12 protein-coding genes are annotated in these 18,284 nt (G+C 62.6%); 6 read left to right on the top strand and 6 right to left on the bottom strand.

Annotated features, from left to right (window positions below; genetic code table 11):
• Positions 1-13: 13 nt before the first annotated feature.
• Positions 14-814, top strand: coding sequence for a phosphate/phosphite/phosphonate ABC transporter substrate-binding protein (locus AC0L2R_RS22355; protein WP_473511670.1), 801 nt, complete (start codon positions 14-16; stop codon positions 812-814).
• Between the two features lie 4 nt (positions 815-818).
• Here AC0L2R_RS22355 and AC0L2R_RS22350 read toward each other — a convergent pair whose 3' ends face one another.
• The 3 genes from AC0L2R_RS22350 to AC0L2R_RS22340 form a co-directional block, all read right to left on the bottom strand.
• The gene (locus tag AC0L2R_RS22350) at positions 819-2,186 is read right to left on the bottom strand and encodes a M24 family metallopeptidase (RefSeq protein ID WP_473511583.1); all 1,368 of its coding nucleotides are present in this window, start codon (positions 2,184-2,186) and stop codon (positions 819-821) included.
• A 70-nt stretch (positions 2,187-2,256) separates the two neighbouring features.
• Positions 2,257-4,842 (bottom strand): GcvT family protein, encoded by a 2,586-nt coding sequence (locus AC0L2R_RS22345; RefSeq protein WP_473511582.1) that lies wholly within the window; start codon positions 4,840-4,842, stop codon positions 2,257-2,259.
• A 178-nt stretch (positions 4,843-5,020) separates the two neighbouring features.
• Entirely contained in the window at positions 5,021-6,598 is a 1,578-nt protein-coding gene (locus AC0L2R_RS22340; protein WP_473511581.1) for a trimethylamine methyltransferase family protein, read from the bottom strand.
• Between the two features lie 229 nt (positions 6,599-6,827).
• Here AC0L2R_RS22340 and AC0L2R_RS22335 point away from each other — a divergent pair, with 229 nt between their 5' ends.
• On the top strand, positions 6,828-8,696 hold the full coding sequence (locus AC0L2R_RS22335) for a phospholipase D-like domain-containing protein (RefSeq protein ID WP_473511580.1): 1,869 nt from the start codon (positions 6,828-6,830) through the stop codon (positions 8,694-8,696).
• Positions 8,697-8,820: 124 nt separating this feature from the next.
• Entirely contained in the window at positions 8,821-9,981 is a 1,161-nt protein-coding gene (locus AC0L2R_RS22330) for an MFS transporter (RefSeq protein WP_473511578.1), read from the top strand.
• Positions 9,982-10,072: 91 nt separating this feature from the next.
• Here AC0L2R_RS22330 and AC0L2R_RS22325 read toward each other — a convergent pair whose 3' ends face one another.
• Complete coding sequence (locus AC0L2R_RS22325; RefSeq protein ID WP_473511577.1) at positions 10,073-10,630, bottom strand: hypothetical protein; 558 nt, start codon at positions 10,628-10,630, stop codon at positions 10,073-10,075.
• 140 nt (positions 10,631-10,770) lie between these two features.
• Between AC0L2R_RS22325 and AC0L2R_RS22320 the strand changes: the two genes are divergently transcribed.
• The 3 genes from AC0L2R_RS22320 (at position 10,771) to AC0L2R_RS22310 (ending at position 14,457) form a co-directional block, all read left to right on the top strand.
• Positions 10,771-12,840, top strand: coding sequence for a prolyl oligopeptidase family serine peptidase (locus AC0L2R_RS22320; protein WP_473511576.1), 2,070 nt, complete (start codon positions 10,771-10,773; stop codon positions 12,838-12,840).
• 44 nt (positions 12,841-12,884) lie between these two features.
• The gene (locus AC0L2R_RS22315) at positions 12,885-13,007 is read left to right on the top strand and encodes a capsid protein (RefSeq protein ID WP_091599613.1); all 123 of its coding nucleotides are present in this window, start codon (positions 12,885-12,887) and stop codon (positions 13,005-13,007) included.
• A 70-nt stretch (positions 13,008-13,077) separates the two neighbouring features.
• Positions 13,078-14,457 carry an aspartate aminotransferase family protein gene (locus AC0L2R_RS22310; protein WP_473511575.1) on the top strand — a complete coding sequence of 460 codons (1,380 nt, stop codon included), beginning with the start codon at positions 13,078-13,080 and terminating at the stop codon, positions 14,455-14,457.
• A gap of 101 nt (positions 14,458-14,558) precedes the next feature.
• Here the strand turns inward: AC0L2R_RS22310 and AC0L2R_RS22305 are convergent, their stop codons facing one another.
• Entirely contained in the window at positions 14,559-16,583 is a 2,025-nt protein-coding gene (locus AC0L2R_RS22305; RefSeq protein WP_473511669.1) for an ABC transporter ATP-binding protein/permease, read from the bottom strand.
• A gap of 807 nt (positions 16,584-17,390) precedes the next feature.
• Positions 17,391-18,275 carry a 3-hydroxyisobutyrate dehydrogenase gene (gene mmsB / locus AC0L2R_RS22300; RefSeq protein WP_027154477.1) on the bottom strand — a complete coding sequence of 295 codons (885 nt, stop codon included), beginning with the start codon at positions 18,273-18,275 and terminating at the stop codon, positions 17,391-17,393.
• Between the last annotated feature and the right edge of the window lie 9 nt (positions 18,276-18,284).

Genomic DNA, 18,284 nt, shown 5'->3' with positions numbered 1-18,284 from the left:
TCAAAGTCCCGGCATGAGCGATTTCGTTGCCGGCTTGCCGATGTACGACTGGTCTGAAATGCGGAGCGAGGTCGACGCCCAATGGGCGCGGCTGCGTGATGCCTTTCGGCAAAAAGGCATCGACGCGCCGCAGACCATCGCTCGCGTCAATGCCGATCTGCGGCCTGTGGAAGGCGGCATCCGCGACGCCGCCGGAAAGGTCATGGCGCCCGATCCGGCGACGCTGCCGCCGGACGAGTTGGATTTTTTCGGCCTCTGGCTGCATCCGGCGCTGCTGTTCGCACAGACCTGCTGGGGTCCGATGGAACTCGGGCTGGCGACGCATGTTCAACTGGTCGGCCAGCCGCGTTACGACGCGTTCGAGGGCGGGCAGGGTGAACTCTATTCGAGCGCGCTGGTGATGCGTGCAGGTGAAGCGCCAACGGTTGGCTCACCGTCCGACGGCAGCCCGCTCATCCCGCTCGATGTCCTGCACGGCAAGCATTTTACCTTCAACAGCCTCGATTCCATGTCGGGCATTATCGCGCTGACGCGTGACCTGGAGGCGCTGGGCGAAAGCCTGGACATCTTCTCCGAGCGCAGCGAAAGCGGTGGCCACCGCGCCTCGATCGTCGCCATTGCCGAGGGCAAGGCCGATGTCGCGGCCATCGACTGCCAGAGCTGGGCCAATGCGCGGCGCTTCGAGCCGGCAGCGGAAGCGGTCACAGTCGTCGGCTGGACAACGCGGCGCAAGGGCCTGCCGTTCATCACTGCCAGAACGACACCGGAAAAGATCGTGGAGGCGCTGCGCGAGGCGGTCGCGGCGACCGCATAAAAAATCAGTCGCCGAGCAGCTGCTCGTCGAGCGGATAGGTCGAAAGCTGCTCGTTGCCGGTTTCGGTGATCAGGATCTGCTCTTCGATCTTGACGCCCTCGCGCCCGCCAAGCCGGCCGATATAGCTCTCGACGCAAAGCACCATGCCCGACACAAGCACGCCGTCGGGCGTGTCGTCGGTCCAGTCGATGGCATGCGGCAGCGTCGGGTATTCGTCGGCCAGGCCGACACCGTGATAGAGCACGCCGTAACGCGCCGGGAAACAATCTGCGGGCGGCACCGCCGAGCGTTCGACAAGATCGCGGAACGATGTGCCCGGCTGCATCAGGCCGATGTTGTGGGCGATCTGATCGGCGGCGATGCGAAACAGCTCGCGTTGCTCGTTGGATGGCTCGGTGTCGCCGCAGAGCCAAGTGCGCGACAGGTCGGCGCAGAAACCGTAGGGGCCGATCAAATCGGTATCGAAAGCGACGAGATCGCCGGCTGCGATCGTTCGCGACGAGCATTCCTGGAACCAGGGATTGGTGCGCGGGCCGGACGTCAACAGCCGGGTTTCGATCCATTCGCCGCCACGCGCGATGTTGCCGCGGTGGAGTTCGGCCCACAGTTCGTTTTCGGAAATTCCTGGCCTCAATGCTGCTTCCATCTCGCCCATCGCCGCCTCGCAGGCGACGATCGACCGGCGCATGGCCAGGATTTCGTCGGGCGATTTGATCAGGCGTGCGTTTTCCATCAGCGCTTCGCCATTGCCGATCGAGATGCCGAGGCGGGCGAGCTCTCCGACGCCCTCGGGATTGATGTGATCGACGGCGATGCGGCCGATACCGCCGCCATGCTGCTTGACCAGATCGGCGATCCCGGCGGCCCAGCGGCGGACTTTTTGCTCGGTGAGCTCGCCGCTGTAGAGATAGATCCACGACACTGCCGGCCGAACCTCGTCGACGACGCCGGAGTGGTCGGAAAGGTGCTCGCAGGAAAAATAGTCGAACAGCACCACCGGACCTTCGGTGGCAACGAAACAATGTCTTGTCGGATTGTGTGCGACCCAGAGCTGCATGTTGGTCGAGTCGGTCGCATAGCGGATGTTGATCGGATCGTAGAGCAGGGCTCCCGCGTAGCCGCGGCGCTTCAGCTCGGCGCGGATGCGGTCGAGCCGGTATTGGCGCATGGCGGGCAGGTCGGGAGCAGCAATGCCGGCGGCGTGCCACTCGGCTTCCGCCAGTGCGCCGTAGCCAAGCACATGCTGGTTGAGTTCAGCGGCCTTCTGCCGCGACTTCAGGCGCAACGCATCGATTGAGCCTGCTTCGTCTGGCTCGAACGGCGCGATCCTGCGATGACGACCGAACCGTCGCTCGACGCCCGGATCGCTCATTTTCCTATCCTCCCGATATCAATCGGCCGCACTGGTCAGGCCCGAGGGCGGGCCTTTGGGTCCAATGCTTTCAGGCCCGCATCTTCTCGCCGCTCGGGTCGAAAGGCGGCTCGACATTGATGCGGGCTGGTCGTCGGCTTCCGAGGATCTCGATCTCGAACAGTCCGGCGGTCTCGTCCGCGGCCAAGCCCGCCGGCACATAGCCTTGCGCCATCGATTCCTTGATATAATGGGCATAGCCGCCGGAGGTGACCCAGCCGACGACGCGCCAGTCGCCGTCGACGATGCCGCGCACGGCCGAAGCGCCTTCGGCGGCGCTCGAGCCGCGCACTTCCTTGCCGTCCGTATCGAAACGCGCCGCACCATAGCCGTGCGGCTTTTCCACTGTGCCGTAGTCCTTGCCGCCGACCTTGGCCCAGATTGGTTCGTCGCCCATGACGTCGGCGTCCGCAGCATCGACGATGAAGGAGACACGGCGCAGTTTTGGCCCTTCTGCCTGCTCCCTGGCTGCCGCGTCGCGTCCGATGAAGTCGTTCTTCTCCAGCTTGACGAAGCGGTCCATCGCCCCCTCGAACGGCCCGTAGATCGGGCGCAGTTCGCGGAACCAGGTCGGAAAATTCTTTTCCAGGCGCATCGAGAGCAGGGCGCGCATGCCGAAATCGACCAGTCCAAACTCTTCGCCGGCATCCTTGATCGCCTTGTAGACGAGACGCTGGTAGGCCGGCGCCATCCAGATCTCGTAGCCGAGGTCACCGGTATAGGTGATGCGATTGACCATGCAGGGCGCGCCGCCGACCGCCATCTCGCGAAAATCCATGAAGCGGAAGGCCTTGGTCGAGATGTCGGCGTCAACCAGTTTCTGCAGCAGGTCGCGTGATTTCGGCCCGGCGATCGACAAGCCGACCAGCGTCTGGTCAAAGCGGTGAATGCGGACCTGTGACGCCCCTGGACCATCCTTCGGCAGGTGCTTCTCGAACCAGCGCATGTGATACTTCTGCGCCGCCGACGAGCTCCAGATCATGAAGCGCTCTTCGCCCGCCTTGGCGATGGTGAAATCGCCGATCAGCCTGCCGAACTCGTTCAGCATCGGGGTCAGCACAATGCGGCCGGTCTTCGGCATGCGGTTGGTCATCAGCCGGTTGAGGAAATCTTCCGATCCCGGCCCGGAGACTTCGTATTTGGCGAAGTTGGCGATCTCGGTGACGCCGACCTTGTCGCGGGTGGCGCGCACTTCCTCGCCGATCGGCCCGAAATCGTTGGAGCGATGGAACGAAACGATGTCCTTCGGCTCGGTGCCTTTCGGTGCGAACCAGAGCGGGGTTTCGAGGCCCCAGCTATCGCCCATGACGGCGTTGTTGCCCAGCATCGTGTCGTAAAGCGGGGTGGTCTGGGCCGGGCGTGCCGCCGGCAGTTCCTCGTTGGGAAAGCGGATGGAAAAACGGCGCGAATAGTTTTCGCGGACCTTGGCATTGGTGTAGCGCAGTGTCGCCCATTCGCCGAAGCGCGCGACGTCCATGCCCCAGACGTCGAAGCCGGGATCGCCATGGACCATCCAGTTCGACAATGCCAACCCGACGCCGCCGCCTTGTGAGAAACCGGCCATGACGGCGCAGGCGCACCAGAAATTGGTCAGGCCCTGCACCGGGCCGACCAGCGGATTGCCGTCGAGCGCGAAGGTGAAGGGACCGTTGATGATCTGCTTTATGCCGGCCTTCTCGATGCCGGGAAAATGCTTGAAGCCGATTTCCAGCGACGGCGCGATGCGGTCGATGTCGGGCTGCAGCAATTCATGGCCGAAATCCCACGGCGTGTTGACCGGCGACCACGGCTTGCAGGCTTTTTCATAGGTGCCGAGCAGGATGCCGTTGCGTTCCTGGCGGGTGTAGATCTCGCCCTTGAAGTCCATAACGCCGATCATCTCGCGGCCGGTCGACTTGTTGAATTCCTCGACCTCCGGCATCGGCTCGGTCAACAGGTACATATGCTCCATGGCCAGCAGCGGCAGCTCGACGCCGACCATGCGGCCGATCTCGCGCGCCCACAGGCCGCCGCAGTTGACGACATGCTCGGCCTTGACCGTGCCTTGCTCGGTAACGACGTTCCAGGTGCCGTCGACCTCCTGCGTCAGCTCGACGACGCGGTTGCGCAGCACGATTTCGGCGCCGAGCTTCCTGGCGGCCTTGGCGTAGGCGTGGGTGGTGCCGGAAGGATCGAGATGGCCTTCGACCGGATCCCACATGGCGCCGACGAAATTGGTCTCGTCCATCAGCGGGAACATCGCCTTGGCCTCTGACGGCGTGATCAGCTCGGTGTCCATGCCGAGATAGCGGCCTTTGGCGTGGGCAAGACGCAGGAAGTCCATGCGCTCGGGCGTATCGGCCATCATCACGCCGCCGGTCAGGTGCAGCGAGCAGGACTGGCCTGAAAGCTCTTCGATCTCCCTGTAGAGCTGCACCGTATAGGCCTGCAGCTTGGCGACATTGGGATCGCCATTGAGCGTATGGAAGCCGCCCGCCGCATGCCAGGACGAACCGGAGGTGAGCTCCGAACGCTCGATCAGCATGATGTCGGTCCAGCCGGCCTTGGCCAGATGGTAAAGCACCGAGCAGCCGACGACACCGCCACCGATGACAACCGCTTTTGCATGAGATTTCATGAAGATAGTTCCGTTTTTGAAGAGATTGAATCGAGTGGGCGGGGCGTGAAAGCAAAGCGAGGAAGGGCGCTGGCTGGAATAATCTCACGCCCTTCCTCTACCCCGTCGATCGGGGGAGAGGTGTCGAGCGGAGCTCGACGGAGTGGGAGTCGCCTGTTCATCAAATCAATGCAGATGATCAAAAATCAGTCGGCGCGCCGCCTTCGGACCGACGTTTGTCGACGAAGGCGTCGAGCTCCTCGCGGATAGCCGGGTCCATGTAGGGCTCTTCATAGGAGGCCAGCCGCTCCTTCCATACCCGATTGGCTTTTTCGATAGCTGTCGGCGATCCGGCTTCCGCCCAGGTCTCGAAATTGCGCCAGTCGGAGATGATAGGCGAATAGAATGCGGTCTTGTAGCGGTCCTGGGTATGCTGGGTGCCGAAGAAATGGCCGCCGGGACCGACATCGCGGATGGCGTCGATAGCCAGTGCTTCCTCCGAAAGGTCGAGCGGGGTCAAAAATTCCGCCACCATCTGCAGCAGATCGATGTCCAGGATGGTCTTCTCGTAGGAGCAGCGCAGGCCGCCTTCCAGCCAGCCGGCCGCATGCATCATCAGATTGCCGCCGCCCTGGATGGCGCCCCACAGCGAGAACACGCTTTCATAGGCGGCCTGTGCGTCGACCGTGTTGGCGGCGCAGGTGTTGGAGGTGCGGTAGGGGATGTTGTAGCGGCGAGCGAGCTGGCCGCCGACCAATTGCGCCTTCATGTATTCCGGTGTGCCGAAGGCCGGCGCGCCGGACTTCATGTCGACGTTGGAGGTGAAGCCGCCATAGCCGACGGGCGCGCCCTTGCGCACCATCTGGGCGAAGGCAATGCCGGACAGTGCCTCGGCATTCTGCTGCACCAGCGCACCGGCGATGGTCACCGGCGCCATGGCGCCCGACAGGGTGAACGGCGTCACGATGACGACCTGGCCCTTGCTCGACATCTGGATGATGCCTTCCATCATCGGCACGTCGAGCTTGAGCGGCGAATTGGTGTTGATGATGGTGAACACCGACGGCTGTTCGAGAAGCTGTTCGTCGCTGATGCCGCGCGCGATCCTGGTGATCTCGATGCCGTCGACATTGCGCTCCTTGCCGAGCGAGTAGATGTGGAACACCTTGTCGGTGAGCACGCTCAGATCGCGGATGCATTCGAGGTGGCGGACGGACGGATGGATATCGATCGGCTCGACCGGATAGCCGCCGGTGCAGTTGAGGATGTTGTGCATCTGCGCAAGTTTGAGGAAGTTGCGGTAGTCCTGCTGGTTGCCCGGCCGGCGGCCGCGATCGATGTCGGAACAATTGGGCGCCGATGCCATCATCGAGATGATCAGGTTGTCGCCGCCGAAGCGGACATTGTGCGCCGGATTGCGGGCATGGATGGTGAATTCCGACGGGCAGTGCGAAACCAGCTCGAGGATCATGTCGCTGTCGAAGCGCACCCGCTCGCTGCCTTCGCGGACATCCGCGCCATGCGCCTTCATGATGCGCCTTGCCTCGTCGTGCAGCACGTCGACGCCGATTTCCCTGAGAACGCGCAGCGAGGCGAGGTGGATCGATTCCAGCTCGTCGTCGGAGACCAGCCTGGTCGGCGTCAGCGGGATTTTCAGCTGACGGAAAGGCGGCTGCTCGAATGCCGCCGCTGCGCCGGCGCGCTTGCCCGCGCGGCCGCCGCGACGGGCGCGGTCGTTTGCCAATGCCGGTTCGGCGGGATGAAGGGCGGCGGTCATGATAGTCCTCGTACGCTGCGACGGTGCGGCGGCATAATGGACCGACCGCGGTCCCGCCATTGCGGAGGCGGCGACCACTAGGACGAGGGAAGCGACATGGACGTTCGCCAGCCGGACGCACCAGGGCGAATCCAGATCTGCTGCCCGAACTGTGAAACATGTCACGTTGCGATTACGTCATATTGAGTAAGTACATTGAATATAAACCGTCCTGAGGGAGACTATTTCCGTGTCGGATGTTGTCAGCGTGCGTGCAGCGACCAACAACGAAGTCGCTTTCATTGCCTGGGATATTGACGGAATGATCGACGGCTGTCTCGGCTTCGAGATCGTCCGCATCTATCCCGGCACCGGCGAGGAACGCTGTCTGGCGTCCTGGGTGCCTTTCCGGGGGCAACGCAACAAGGACTGGATTCCGCAGGATACCGGCGTCTGGCCGGTGCAGAAGACATTCTGGCGCGATCTTACGGTGCGGCGGCGCCGCGACAGCGTCGAAATCAGGCCGGATGGCGAATTGGTCGCCTACCGGGTGCGTCCGGTCGGCGACATGCGGCCCGGCCTCGATCCGGTGCCGGTGCGCCCCGAGAAAGCCTATACCGGAGCGGCTCGGCCGCTCGGCTATCTCGGACAAGGCGCCGTCAGCCCGACCATCTTCCTGGGATCGATGTTCGGCAAGGCGCGGCTCGCCTTCACCAACGGCGTGCTCTCGACGCAATGGCTGTCGCGAGCGCTGGAAGACGCCGGCATCAAGGTCGGGCAGCGCGACAAGATCAGGGCCGAGCTTCAGCGTCCCGGCAGCAAGATACGCGCCTATCTTCACGGCGAGGTTCCGGATGTGCTCACCAGCCTGATGAAACGGGCCAAGGCCGAGGGCGGCACTGTCAGGCTTGCCCTCTATGAGCTTGGCGATGACGAGTTGTGCGACGCGATCATCGACGCCAAGGATGTCGTCGACGTCATTCTTTCGAATTCGGGCAGGGATGAACAAACCAAGGCGTGGGACGCGGGCAACGCGCCCTTCAGAAAGCGGCTGCGCGACGCCGGCGTCGTGCTGACCGATCGTCTGTTCAACAACAACCATATCGGCCACAACAAGTTTGCCGTCTACCGCGACATCAAGGGCAATCCGCAAGCGGTCATGACCGGCAGCACCAATTGGACGTCGACGGGCATTTGCGGACAGTCCAACAACGCCTTCATCCGCGACGACCCTGCCATGGCCGAAGTGTTCGATGCCTATTGGGAACGGATGAAGGCCGACGTGTTCCCGCCGCCGGCGAGCGATAGCGCCGCCGGACGTGTGGCGCAGAAGCAAGGCAGGCCGTTTCGCCTGAAGAATCGCACACCGAACCATGTCGATGGGACCACCATCTGGTTCTCGCCAAACGATCCCGACCGCAGCAAAAAAGACATCTCGGTGCGGCCTGTCGATCTCGAAGATGTTTTCGCACGGATCAAGGCGGCGAAGGAGGCGGTGCTCTTTCTCGTGTTCAATCCGTCGCGGCTTGGCAACAATTCGGTCATCGATCAGGCGGTCGCGGCGGCGACGGCGAATCCAAAGCTGATCGTGCAGGGCGCAATCAGCGATCACACCGCCATGCCCAACTATATTGCTCCGACCCGGGATCCAGTCACCAACAAATCGAACAAGGACGGCAAGTCGCCATTCGTCTTTCCGGAGAAGGTCTGGGAGGCGCCGAACGTCTCCATCGTCAGGGCGGCCAACCTGACGGGGGCCTCCGTTGCGCGGGATTTCCAGGCGGAAGTGCTGACCGTCGGCCATGCGATCGTGCACGACAAGATCGTGATCATCGATCCGATGGCCGACAACGCGACCGTCATCGCCGGCAGCCACAACCTTGGCTACAAGGCGTCCTATGAAAACGACGAGAACATGGTGATCGTCGAAGGCGACAAGACGTTCGCTGCGGCCTTTGCGGTGCATATGCTCGACGTGTTCGACCACTACAAGTTCCGCGCTTGGCGCAGAACGATTGGAGAAGGACCGTCGGACAATGACGGGCTCTCCATCGACGACAAGTGGCTGAAGCCTTACGCGGAGGGCAGGAAGGGGGCGATTGCCCGGTATTTTCCGTAGTGGCCTGAATGGCGCCGCGGAGTCCTTAACAAGGCATGCTCTGGCTGGCGCAAGCGGTTCCTGCCGCCGGTGCTTCCCGGCACGCCGCCGAAACGCTAATCGTGCAGGCTTCGTGGTGCGGATCATGGACCGGGCGGAACAGAACAGCGACCAGACAATGCAGTGGGCGGCGATCACCGGCGTGATCGCCACCGTTTCGGTGTTCGCCATCGCGCAAGGGCTGAGCTACCCGCTGCTGAGCTTCATCCTGCAGCGCCAGGGCGTCTCGCCGGCCATGATCGGCCTGTCGGCGGCAATGACGCCGGTCGGCTTTATCGTCTCGTCGCCGCTTATCCCGGCGCTGGCGCGCCGGTTCGGGGCAGGGCGCACGGCGCTGACCTGCGCGGCCCTTTCCGCCATCATGCTGGCGCTGATCGGCTGGACGCAAAATGTCTATCTCTGGTTTCCACTGCGCTTCCTGATCGGCGTGGTGACCAATCCGCTCTATGTGCTGAGCGAGATCTGGGTGATCGCGCTGGCGCCTCCGGCGCGCCGCGGTCGCGTGATGGGCATCTATTCTACAGTCATTTCGGCAGGTTTCGCGGCCGGCCCGCTGTGCCTGCTTGCGGTCGGCACCGAAGGATGGCCGCCGTTTCTCGTCGGCATCACCGCATTCGTCTTTTGCGGCGCCTGCCTGGCGCTGGTGCTGGGACGGCTGCCAAAGGTCGATGAAGCCGGGCACCAGGTTTCGGTGATGGGGTTCATGCCGATGGCATGGCTGCTGCTGTCGGCGGTGGTGGTGGCCGCCGGTTTCGAACAGGGGGTGCTGGCACTGCTGCCGGTCTACGGAGCGCATTATGGCATCGCGGAGGCGCGCATGTCGGCGCTGCTGTCTGTCATGATCGCCGGCAACATCGCCATGCAGGTGCCGCTCGGCCTGCTGGCGGAACGGCTGACGGCGCGTCTGGTGCGATTTATCTGTGTATCGCTAACGGTGCTTGGATGCGTGCTGTTGCCGGTTCTCATCGAGACGCCGCTGATCTGGCCGTGCGTGTTTGTCTGGGGTGCGGTTTCCTACGGCATCTACACGATGTCGATCATCGAGCTTGGCGAGCGGTTCACCGGCTCGGCACTGGTCGCCGGCAACGCTGCCTTCTCGCTAATGTGGGGCGTCGGCGGCATCGCCGTGCCGCCGCTGGCGGGCGGCGCCATGGATATTCTCGGTGCGGACGGCCTGCCGATCACGCTTGGCGCCATTTGTCTGGCGTTGGCGGTCACAACCGTATTGCGGGGGCGAGCGGTCTGAAGCGCGTCGCGTCTGATGCGACGCGCTTTAGGTTGTTGTTTTTATGCATGTCGTTACCGCAAAACCGCTGCACACTTTTGCGCGACATGCATTAATACAATTGCGAGGTGCCTTCATTTCCTTGCCATCTGGAAATCGCCCATAAATCACATTCGGCATGGTGTTCAGAGGGATGCATCCTGCGTAGAAGGTCTCGAATTTCAACGGCACGATCAAAATCGGGTATCAATCCAACATCGGACAGTTCCGTGTTCGCAAACACGTCAGGAAATCCTCCGCAGTTGGTCAGAGCGCTTATGGAGACGTCTTGATCCAACAAGTCGTAGCCCAGGAAGGTAAATCCGCTCCAGTCGAGTGAACGCACGTCAAGCGATGGTCTTCGGATCACATTAAGGACATTCAAGTCGCCCGGATCGGCCAACTCCGAAAGGAGGAAGTCCAGGTCCACAAAGAAATCGAGCATGTAGTCCTCGTTAACAATATGGGGCCAGTAGCTGTCCTTTACCTCTCCCAGCGCGACCGGCCCGAGCATTCCATCGAGTGAGACGACCTCGCTTAATTGGGTGAGGCCGGACCAGTTTATGTACATGGTCCACGCAGTGCCGCTGAAAGGACCGAACTTCTCTTTGGCAATGTACAGATGTCGCATGGACTTCCTCGTGGCCTGCGGGCGGCAGGCGGCCCCACCTTAGGAGGCCAACGGCGCAATGGCTCCTTTTGCGTTCCAAGTTGAATACCGATAGTGGCAAGACGACGTTGCCGAGCCTTGACGAACTTATCGGAGACCACATGACCAGTTCGAACACAAAGACGCGTCCCAATTCGGCGACTGAGGATCCCTTTCTCTGGCTGGAGGACAGAACGGGCAAGGAAACGCTCGACTGGGTTCACCGTCAGAACGAGATCACGGTCGCCGAGTTGCAGGGCGATCCATCCTACCAGACCTGCTACCAAACCGCACTGGACCTGATGACGGCCGAGGACAACATTGCCGTCGGGTCTGCGCTCAACGGCCACGTCTATAATTTCTGGCAGGACAAGGCCAACGTGCTCGGCCTCTGGCGGCGCACTCCGGTCGCTTCCTACAAGACCGAGAAGCCGGAATGGGAGGCGATCATCGATTTCGACAGTCTGTCAGCCAAAGACGGTGTGAAATGGGTGTTCAGCGGCGCCAGCCGGCTTTACCCCGATTTCAGCCGCTGCCTGCTCAGCCTGTCGCCGGATGGCGGCGACGCCAGCGAAATGCGCGAATTCGACATCGACAGCAAGTCCTTTGTCGAGGGCGGCTTTCGTGCTCCTGCCTCGAAGTCGGGCTTCAACTGGCTGGACAAGGACACGGTCATCGTCTCGGCTGCCTTCGAAGAGGACGAAAAAACCCAGTCCGGTTATCCGCGCGTGGTCAAGCTTTGGCAGCGCGGCACCAGGCTGGAGGATGCGACGCCGATTTTCGAGGCGCAGAAGCAGGATCTCGCCGCCGGCGGTTCCCTCGAATTCGACGGCGACGAGCGGCATCTGTTGCTGACCCGGACGCTCGATTTCTTTGCCTCGCACAGTTTTCTGCGTCTGCCTTCCGGCGAAAACAGGCGCATCCCGTTGCCGGACGACGTGACCGACGCGGTGCTGTTCAGGGATCAGTTCGTCTTTGGAGTGCGCAGCCCGTGGACGGCGCCGAACGGCACGCTGTGCAAGCCTGATGGCCTCTATTCGCTGGACTTCGCGCGCTGGATCGAGACCAATGCGCTGGCGCCTGTCGAGACCGTGCTCGAGCCGGCGGATCGTGTCTCGATTGCCGGCATTGCCCGCACGCGGGACCGGTTGTTCATCAATCTGATGGACAATGTGCGCGGCAAGGTCGTCGCCTGCGATCGCAGCGGCAGCGGCTGGTCGCTGCAGCCGGTGGCGCTGCCCGAAAACGGCAGTGTCGGCATCAGCCACGCCGAGCGTTTCGGCTCCAGCGTGTCCTTCTCCTTCACCGATTTCCTGACGCCGAGCTCGATCATCTGGTCGGACGACAATGCAGCGATGCTGGCAACGGTGAAATCGCAGCCGGCGCGTTTCGATGCGTCGTCGCTGGTCTCGGAACAGTTCGAGGCACGCTCGAAGGACGGCACCAAAATCCCTTATTTCGTCGTCAGGCGGCGCGACCAGGACGGGCCGGTGCCGACGCTGCTTTACGGCTATGGCGGCTTCGAAGTGCCGCTGCTGCCCGGCTATGCCGGCGTGCGCGGCCGGCTGTGGCTGGAAAAGGGCAATGCCTATGTGCAGGCCAATATCCGCGGTGGCGGCGAGTTCGGTCCGAACTGGCATCAGGCCGCGCTCAAGGCCAATCGCCAGAACGCCTTCGACGATTTCGCCGCGGTCGCGCAAGACCTGGTGAAGCGCGGCATCGCCACGCCGGCGACGCTCGGCATCCAGGGCGGCTCGAATGGCGGCTTGCTAACCGGCGTTTCGCTGACCCAGCATCCGGAGCTTTTCGGCGCGGTGATCATCGACGTGCCGCTGCTCGACATGCTGCGCTACACCGAACTGCCGCCCGGCGCATCCTGGATGGCCGAGTATGGCGATCCGGCCAAGCCGGAAGAGGCCGCGTCGCTGGCGGCTTACTCGCCTTATCAGCATGTCGAGCCCGATGCCGCCTATCCGCCGGTGCTGCTGACGACATCGACCGCCGACGACCGCGTCCATCCCGGCCATGCGCGCAAGATGGCGGCGCGGCTGCAGGCTGCCGGCCACGCGAAGACGCTGTTTTTCGAGGAGACCGAGGGCGGCCATGGCGGGCGCGGCGATCGCCGGCCGCAAGCGGCACAGGCGGCGATGAAGTATGTCTTCCTGCAACGAGCGCTGACCGGAACGGCTTGACGGAACGGCTTGAACTGATCGCATCAGACCGCCTAAGATGCTGCATGGCTTGGATGAAGGCATCATGCGCGTTTGGGGTGGCGGTGACGCCGTCGCCGCGCACGCTTCGCGCCGAGCTTTTGCGGCTTTGCGCCCGCATCGGCTATTCGCCGCCCGCCTTCCTCTGACGAATCCGCCCCCGCTGCAATTGCCGGATTGTCTGCAATTGCCGGATTGGTTCAAGAGGAAAGATCAGACATGACCTATCAGAATTATTCGCTGAAGCAGCTTCAGCAGATCGATGCTGCGCATCACCTTCATCCGTTTACCGACCACAAGGAGATGCGCGAGGCCGGCTCACGCATCATCACCCACGCCAACGGGCCGTTCATCTACGATTCCGAAGGCACGGAAATCCTCGACGGCATGGCCGGACTGTGGTGCGTCAACATCGGTTACGGCCGCGATGAGCTGGCCGACGCCGCTTACGCCCAGATGAAGGAACTGCCTTATTACAATTCCTTTTTCAAATGCTCGACCCCGACACCGGTGCTGCTGGCCAAAAAGCTGGCGGAACTGGCGCCGAAGCATGTCAACCAGGTGTTCTTCGGCTCGTCCGGTTCGGAGGCCAACGACACGGCGCTGCGCCTCGTGCGCCACTATTGGGCATTGGAAGGCAAGCCGGAGAAGAACCGCATCATCTCGCGCAAGAGCGCCTATCACGGCTCGACCATCGCCGGCACGTCGCTGGGCGGCATGGAGCCGATGCACAAGCAGCTCAACGGCGCGGTTCCCAACATCGTCCATGTGATGATGCCTTATGCCTATGAGCTGGCTCTGCCCGGCGAAAGCGACCATGATTTCGGCCTGCGCGCGGCCAAGGCCGTCGAGGATGCCATCCTCGAAGCCGGCACCGACAAGGTCGCCGCCTTCATCGGCGAGCCGGTGATGGGAGCAGGCGGCGTGAAGATACCGCCGATGAGCTATTGGCCGGAAGTGCAGCGCATCTGCCGCAAATACGATATACTGCTGATGCTGGACGAGGTCATCACCGGCTATGGCCGCACCGGCGAATGGTTCGCAGCTCAGACCTTCGACATCGAGCCCGATACCATCACCACCGCCAAGGCGCTGACCTCCGGTTATCAGCCGCTGTCGGCGCTGCTGGTCGGTGACCGCATCGCCGCGACGCTGGTCGAGAAGGGCGGCGAGTTCAATCACGGCTATACCTATGCCGGCCACCCCGTGGCCTGTGCCGTGGCGCTGAAGAACCTCGAGATCATCGAGCGGGAGGGTTTGGTCGATCGGGTCAAGAACGACACCGGACCCTATTTCGCCAAGGCGCTGCAGGAGCACGTCGGCGGTCACGATCTGGTCGGCGAGGTGCGCTCGATCGGCCTGATGGGGGCGATCGAGATCGTCAGCGACAAGGCGACCAAGGCGCGCTTCCTGCCGGCCGGGAGCGCGGCCGTGACTGTTCGCGACCACGCAGTTGCCCAAGGCATGATGCTGCGCGCCACCGGCGATACGATGATCCTGTCGCCGCCGTTGATCTGGACGCGCGAGACGATCGATATGGCCTGCGGCCGCATCGCCAAGGCGCTTGATCTGGCGCAGGCGGATTTGCGCAAGCTGTGAGATAAAACGATCGCCGGGCGTCCTGCAACCGGACGCCCGGCGTTTGAATGCCGGATTCTGCCAGCCGGAGGAGCCGCTCACCAAGGCCCGATCGGCGGATTTCACTTTTTTGTCTCGGGCAGCGCCGCTTTGCTCGAGGTCGTGCTGCGCTTCGGTGCGGCGCGCCGGCGCCGCATAAACCGCTCAAGCAAGTTCCGTCTTCTCTTGCGCTGCACAAGATCGATATCGCTGACAAGCTTTGCGCCGCCCTCGCGCCGCTCCAAGGTGATCTTGCGGCTATGAAAGGCTTCCAGCTCGGCGCGATGTGCCACGCTTATGATGGTGACCTTCGGCAATTCGTGAACGATCATCTCCATCATCTTGTCCTGGCTCTTTTCATCGAGTGCTGACGTTGCTTCATCCAGCACGATGATATCGGGGCTGTGCAGCAGAAGACGCGCGAAGGCGAGCCGCTGCTTTTCGCCACCCGAGAGGGTCTGGTCCCATGGCGCGTCGTCCTCGATCTTGTCGTTCAGATAATCGAGCCCGACCTTGTCGAGGGCAGCCTTGATCTCGTCCAGCGTCCAGCGATCGGCGGCGCCTGGATAGGCGACTGCGCGGCGAAGCGTCCCGGTGGGGACATAAGGCCGTTGCGGCAACATGAACAGCCGTCTGTCGGCGTGGATGTTGACGCTGCCGCCGCCCCACGGCCACAGACCTGCGACGGCCCGCACCAGCGTACTCTTGCCTGAGCCGGATTCGCCGGCGACGAGCACCCGCTCGCCTGATTCGATCACGACCTTGGTTTCCTTGACCACGGCGGTGCCGTCGTCGAGCGACACCGACAGATTGTTCAGGCTGAGCATCGCATCGCCTGCAGCTTCGCCGCGCTTTATGCGTCCGAGCGTGTTGCTCTGTTCCGCGCGCTCGAGCCCGTCGAGCGACATCATCAGCGAGGCGATGCGCCGTGCACAGGCGTTCCAATTGGCGAGACGGGGGTAGTTGTCGACCAGCCATCCGAACGCGCCCTGCACGATGGCAAAGGCAGAGGCAGCCTGCATGACCTGGCCAAGTGTCATGCCGCCTTCGAGAAACTTTGGAGCGCAAAGCAAAACCGGCACGACAGGCGCAAACAGACTCGCCCCCTGCGATACCAGCGCTGTGCGCATGTGCTGACCTGTAAGGAGCGCCCATTGCCTGAGCACATAGGCGAACGTCTTGTCTATGCCGCTGCGCTCTTCCTCCTCGCCGCCGAGCAATGCGATACTCTCGCCGTTTTCCCGCACGCGCGTCAGCGTGTAGCGGAATTCGGCTTCCGCCTGATTTTTTTCCTCGGAGAGGTGGACGAAATGGCGGCCAATGACCGCCATCGAGGTGGATGTGATCGCCGCATAGAGCACCGCGGTGATGACGAGAAAGCCGGGAATGGTCACCGTCGAACCTGCGATCGTCAGGGTCAGGGCCCCGCCGATCGTCCAGAGCACCACGATGAAGGTCGAGGCCGACAGAAACGCGTTGATGACACCGGCGATGAAGTCGACCGGGGATTCGGTGGCAATCCGCAAATCCTCCGTGACGCGTGCTTCAGGGTTCTGGTGGTCGCCGCCGACGAGGTTCAACTGAAAGTAGCGGCCGCTTGCAAGCCACCGCGCGATGACCGCGTTGGTGAGCCAGGAACGCCAGCGGCGCTGCATCGTCATGCGAAGGAAGACCTGTGCAACGACAAGGCTTCCGCTTCCGAGCACGAGCGGCACGAAAACGGCGCTCAGGACATAGACGGTGCGCGCATTGCGTTGCTCAAGGGCATCGAAAATTGCGCGATTCCAGACATTGATCCCATACTGGAAGCCGACATTGATGACGATCAGGAGCAATAACCCGATCGTGTACGGCCAAGCCCGCCTATCGCCTCCGCGGCCCCAGTAACCGCGCGCGCTGATCCAGAAACGCCTCAGCAAGTATCTCTTGCGCGCCTGCTCGGCCTCCTCAGGGGTCAGCTCCGGATCGGGTTCGACGAACTCCAGCGGCGGCGGGGCCGCGCCGACGGTCTCAGACGCGGCTTCGACGGTCGATTGCTTCTCCTGGCGCGACTTCTCGGCATCGCGTGATTTGGAGACCGATTTCGGCTTGGATTTAGCCCCGGACATACCGGCGATAACGGCTTGGAAATCAGAAGGTTTCAATGATGTCGGCTCAAGCCGCTTGATCTCCACGTCAGCGCGGATGCGGTCGTGAGCCTGTCGACAATCTTGCCACAGGACTGATGCGCTTCAGGAGATCTCTGATCGCGCTCACCGAACCCTCGCGCGGGGCAGGGCAATCGCATTTGGATTCTTGCGAAGAGGACCCCCACCCTAACCCTCCCCACAAGGGGGAGGGAAGCTGCCGCGCGCCTTTATTTCTCCCCTTTGGCGCCGAAGGCAGGCAAGTTGCCAAGGTCCGCGCCAGCGGAAGTCTCCCTCCCCCCTGTGGGGAGGGGTCAGGGGTGGGGGTTCCGTCGTAGAGCGAAAACCTCGGCCATCCACCTGCGATAGCCCTGCCGGGCTGGGGAGCGTTGCAGCGACCATCTGTGGGTCGACGTCGGTCAGGACCGCCGCCACCAGGCCGACGACCGTCTGGAGACGCGCCAGGGCGATCGTCTCACTGTCGTTGAAGAATGCGAAATGCAAAAACCGCGCTCCATCGGGAACGCGGCTTTGCCAGATACGCATGGCGCTTCGCTGACTGAACACTTGGCGAAACTTACGGGCTCCGGTACGCGAGACCTGATCCGGAGCGCCGGGCGGTTGCGATAGGCCGCCTCGCACTCCGTTCTACAGGGACATCGTTACCGGGTGGTTATCGATAGTTTAAGCAAATCTAAATTTCCGCGTTTCTTGCCGGAAACGAAAGCCGGTCGAGTTCGAGGCTGAAAGCGCGTCGCGTCTGAAGGGCACGCTTTTGGGCGACATGCATTACGCCGGGGTGCCGCGCAGGAAATTTATGATGCCGGAGAAGTCGGCAGCGGCATGCCCCTGGGCGTTGAACAGCGCATAAAGCTGGGCGGCCTCGGCGCCCAGCGGCGTCACCGCACCGGCGCTTTGCGCGGCTTCCTGCGACAGTTTCAGGTCTTTCAGCATCAGTGCCGCGGCAAACCCCGGCCTGTAGCCATTGTTGGCCGGCGATGTCGGCACCGGACCAGGGACCGGGCAGTAGGTGGTCAGCGACCAGCACTGGCCCGACGAGTTCGAGGCGACGTCGAACAGCGCCTGGTGCGACAGGCCGAGCTTTTCCGCCAGAACGAAGGCTTCGGCGACGCCGATCATCGAAATGCCCAAGATCATGTTGTTGCAGATCTTTGCCGCCTGTCCGGCGCCGTCATCGCCGCAATGGACGATGCGGCCGGCCATCGGCTTGAGGATTGGTTCGGCCTTGGCAAAAGCTTCCTTCGCGCCGCCGGCCATGAAGGTCAGCGTGCCGGCGGCGGCGCCGCCGGTGCCGCCGGAAACCGGCGCGTCGATCGACAGCAGCTTGTGTCTGGCGGCAATGGCGTGGGCTTTTCGTGCCGATTCGACGTCGATGGTCGACGAATCGATGAACAGCGCGCCTTTTTTCGCTTTTGGCACGATGTCTTCATAGACCGACAGAACGTGTTTGCCGGCCGGCAGCATGGTGATGACCACATCGGCCTCCTTCACCGCGGCAACGGCATTGGCCATGACGACGACCCCATGCTCCTTGGCGTTGGCGAGATTTTCCGGGATCAGGTCGAAGCCGTGAACGGCATATCCAGCCTTGACGAGATTGGCTGCCATCGGATTGCCCATATTGCCGAGGCCGATGAAGGCGATGGTGGTCATGATGGCACT

This window comes from Mesorhizobium sp. WSM4820 (genome assembly GCF_055811075.1).
Note: the sequence above shows the minus strand (reverse complement) of the source record. Positions and strands in the feature narration are given on the sequence as shown.

Bases quoted from the DNA above. Each gene is read 5' to 3' on its own strand.
- AC0L2R_RS22310 (WP_473511575.1), top strand. From the start codon at position 13,078: ATGACCTATCAGAATTATTCGCTGAAGCAGCTTCAGCAGATCGATGCT.
- AC0L2R_RS22320 (WP_473511576.1), top strand. From the start codon at position 10,771: ATGACCAGTTCGAACACAAAGACGCGTCCCAATTCGGCGACTGAGGAT.
- AC0L2R_RS22355 (WP_473511670.1), top strand. From the start codon at position 14: ATGAGCGATTTCGTTGCCGGCTTGCCGATGTACGACTGGTCTGAAATG.
- AC0L2R_RS22340 (WP_473511581.1), bottom strand. From the start codon at position 6,598: ATGACCGCCGCCCTTCATCCCGCCGAACCGGCATTGGCAAACGACCGC.
- AC0L2R_RS22305 (WP_473511669.1), bottom strand. From the start codon at position 16,583: ATGTCCGGGGCTAAATCCAAGCCGAAATCGGTCTCCAAATCACGCGAT.
- AC0L2R_RS22350 (WP_473511583.1), bottom strand. From the start codon at position 2,186: ATGAGCGATCCGGGCGTCGAGCGACGGTTCGGTCGTCATCGCAGGATC.
- AC0L2R_RS22325 (WP_473511577.1), bottom strand. From the start codon at position 10,630: ATGCGACATCTGTACATTGCCAAAGAGAAGTTCGGTCCTTTCAGCGGC.
- AC0L2R_RS22345 (WP_473511582.1), bottom strand. From the start codon at position 4,842: ATGAAATCTCATGCAAAAGCGGTTGTCATCGGTGGCGGTGTCGTCGGC.
- mmsB (WP_027154477.1), bottom strand. From the start codon at position 18,275: ATGACCACCATCGCCTTCATCGGCCTCGGCAATATGGGCAATCCGATG.
- AC0L2R_RS22315 (WP_091599613.1), top strand. From the start codon at position 12,885: ATGGCTTGGATGAAGGCATCATGCGCGTTTGGGGTGGCGGTGACGCCG.
- AC0L2R_RS22330 (WP_473511578.1), top strand. From the start codon at position 8,821: ATGGACCGGGCGGAACAGAACAGCGACCAGACAATGCAGTGGGCGGCG.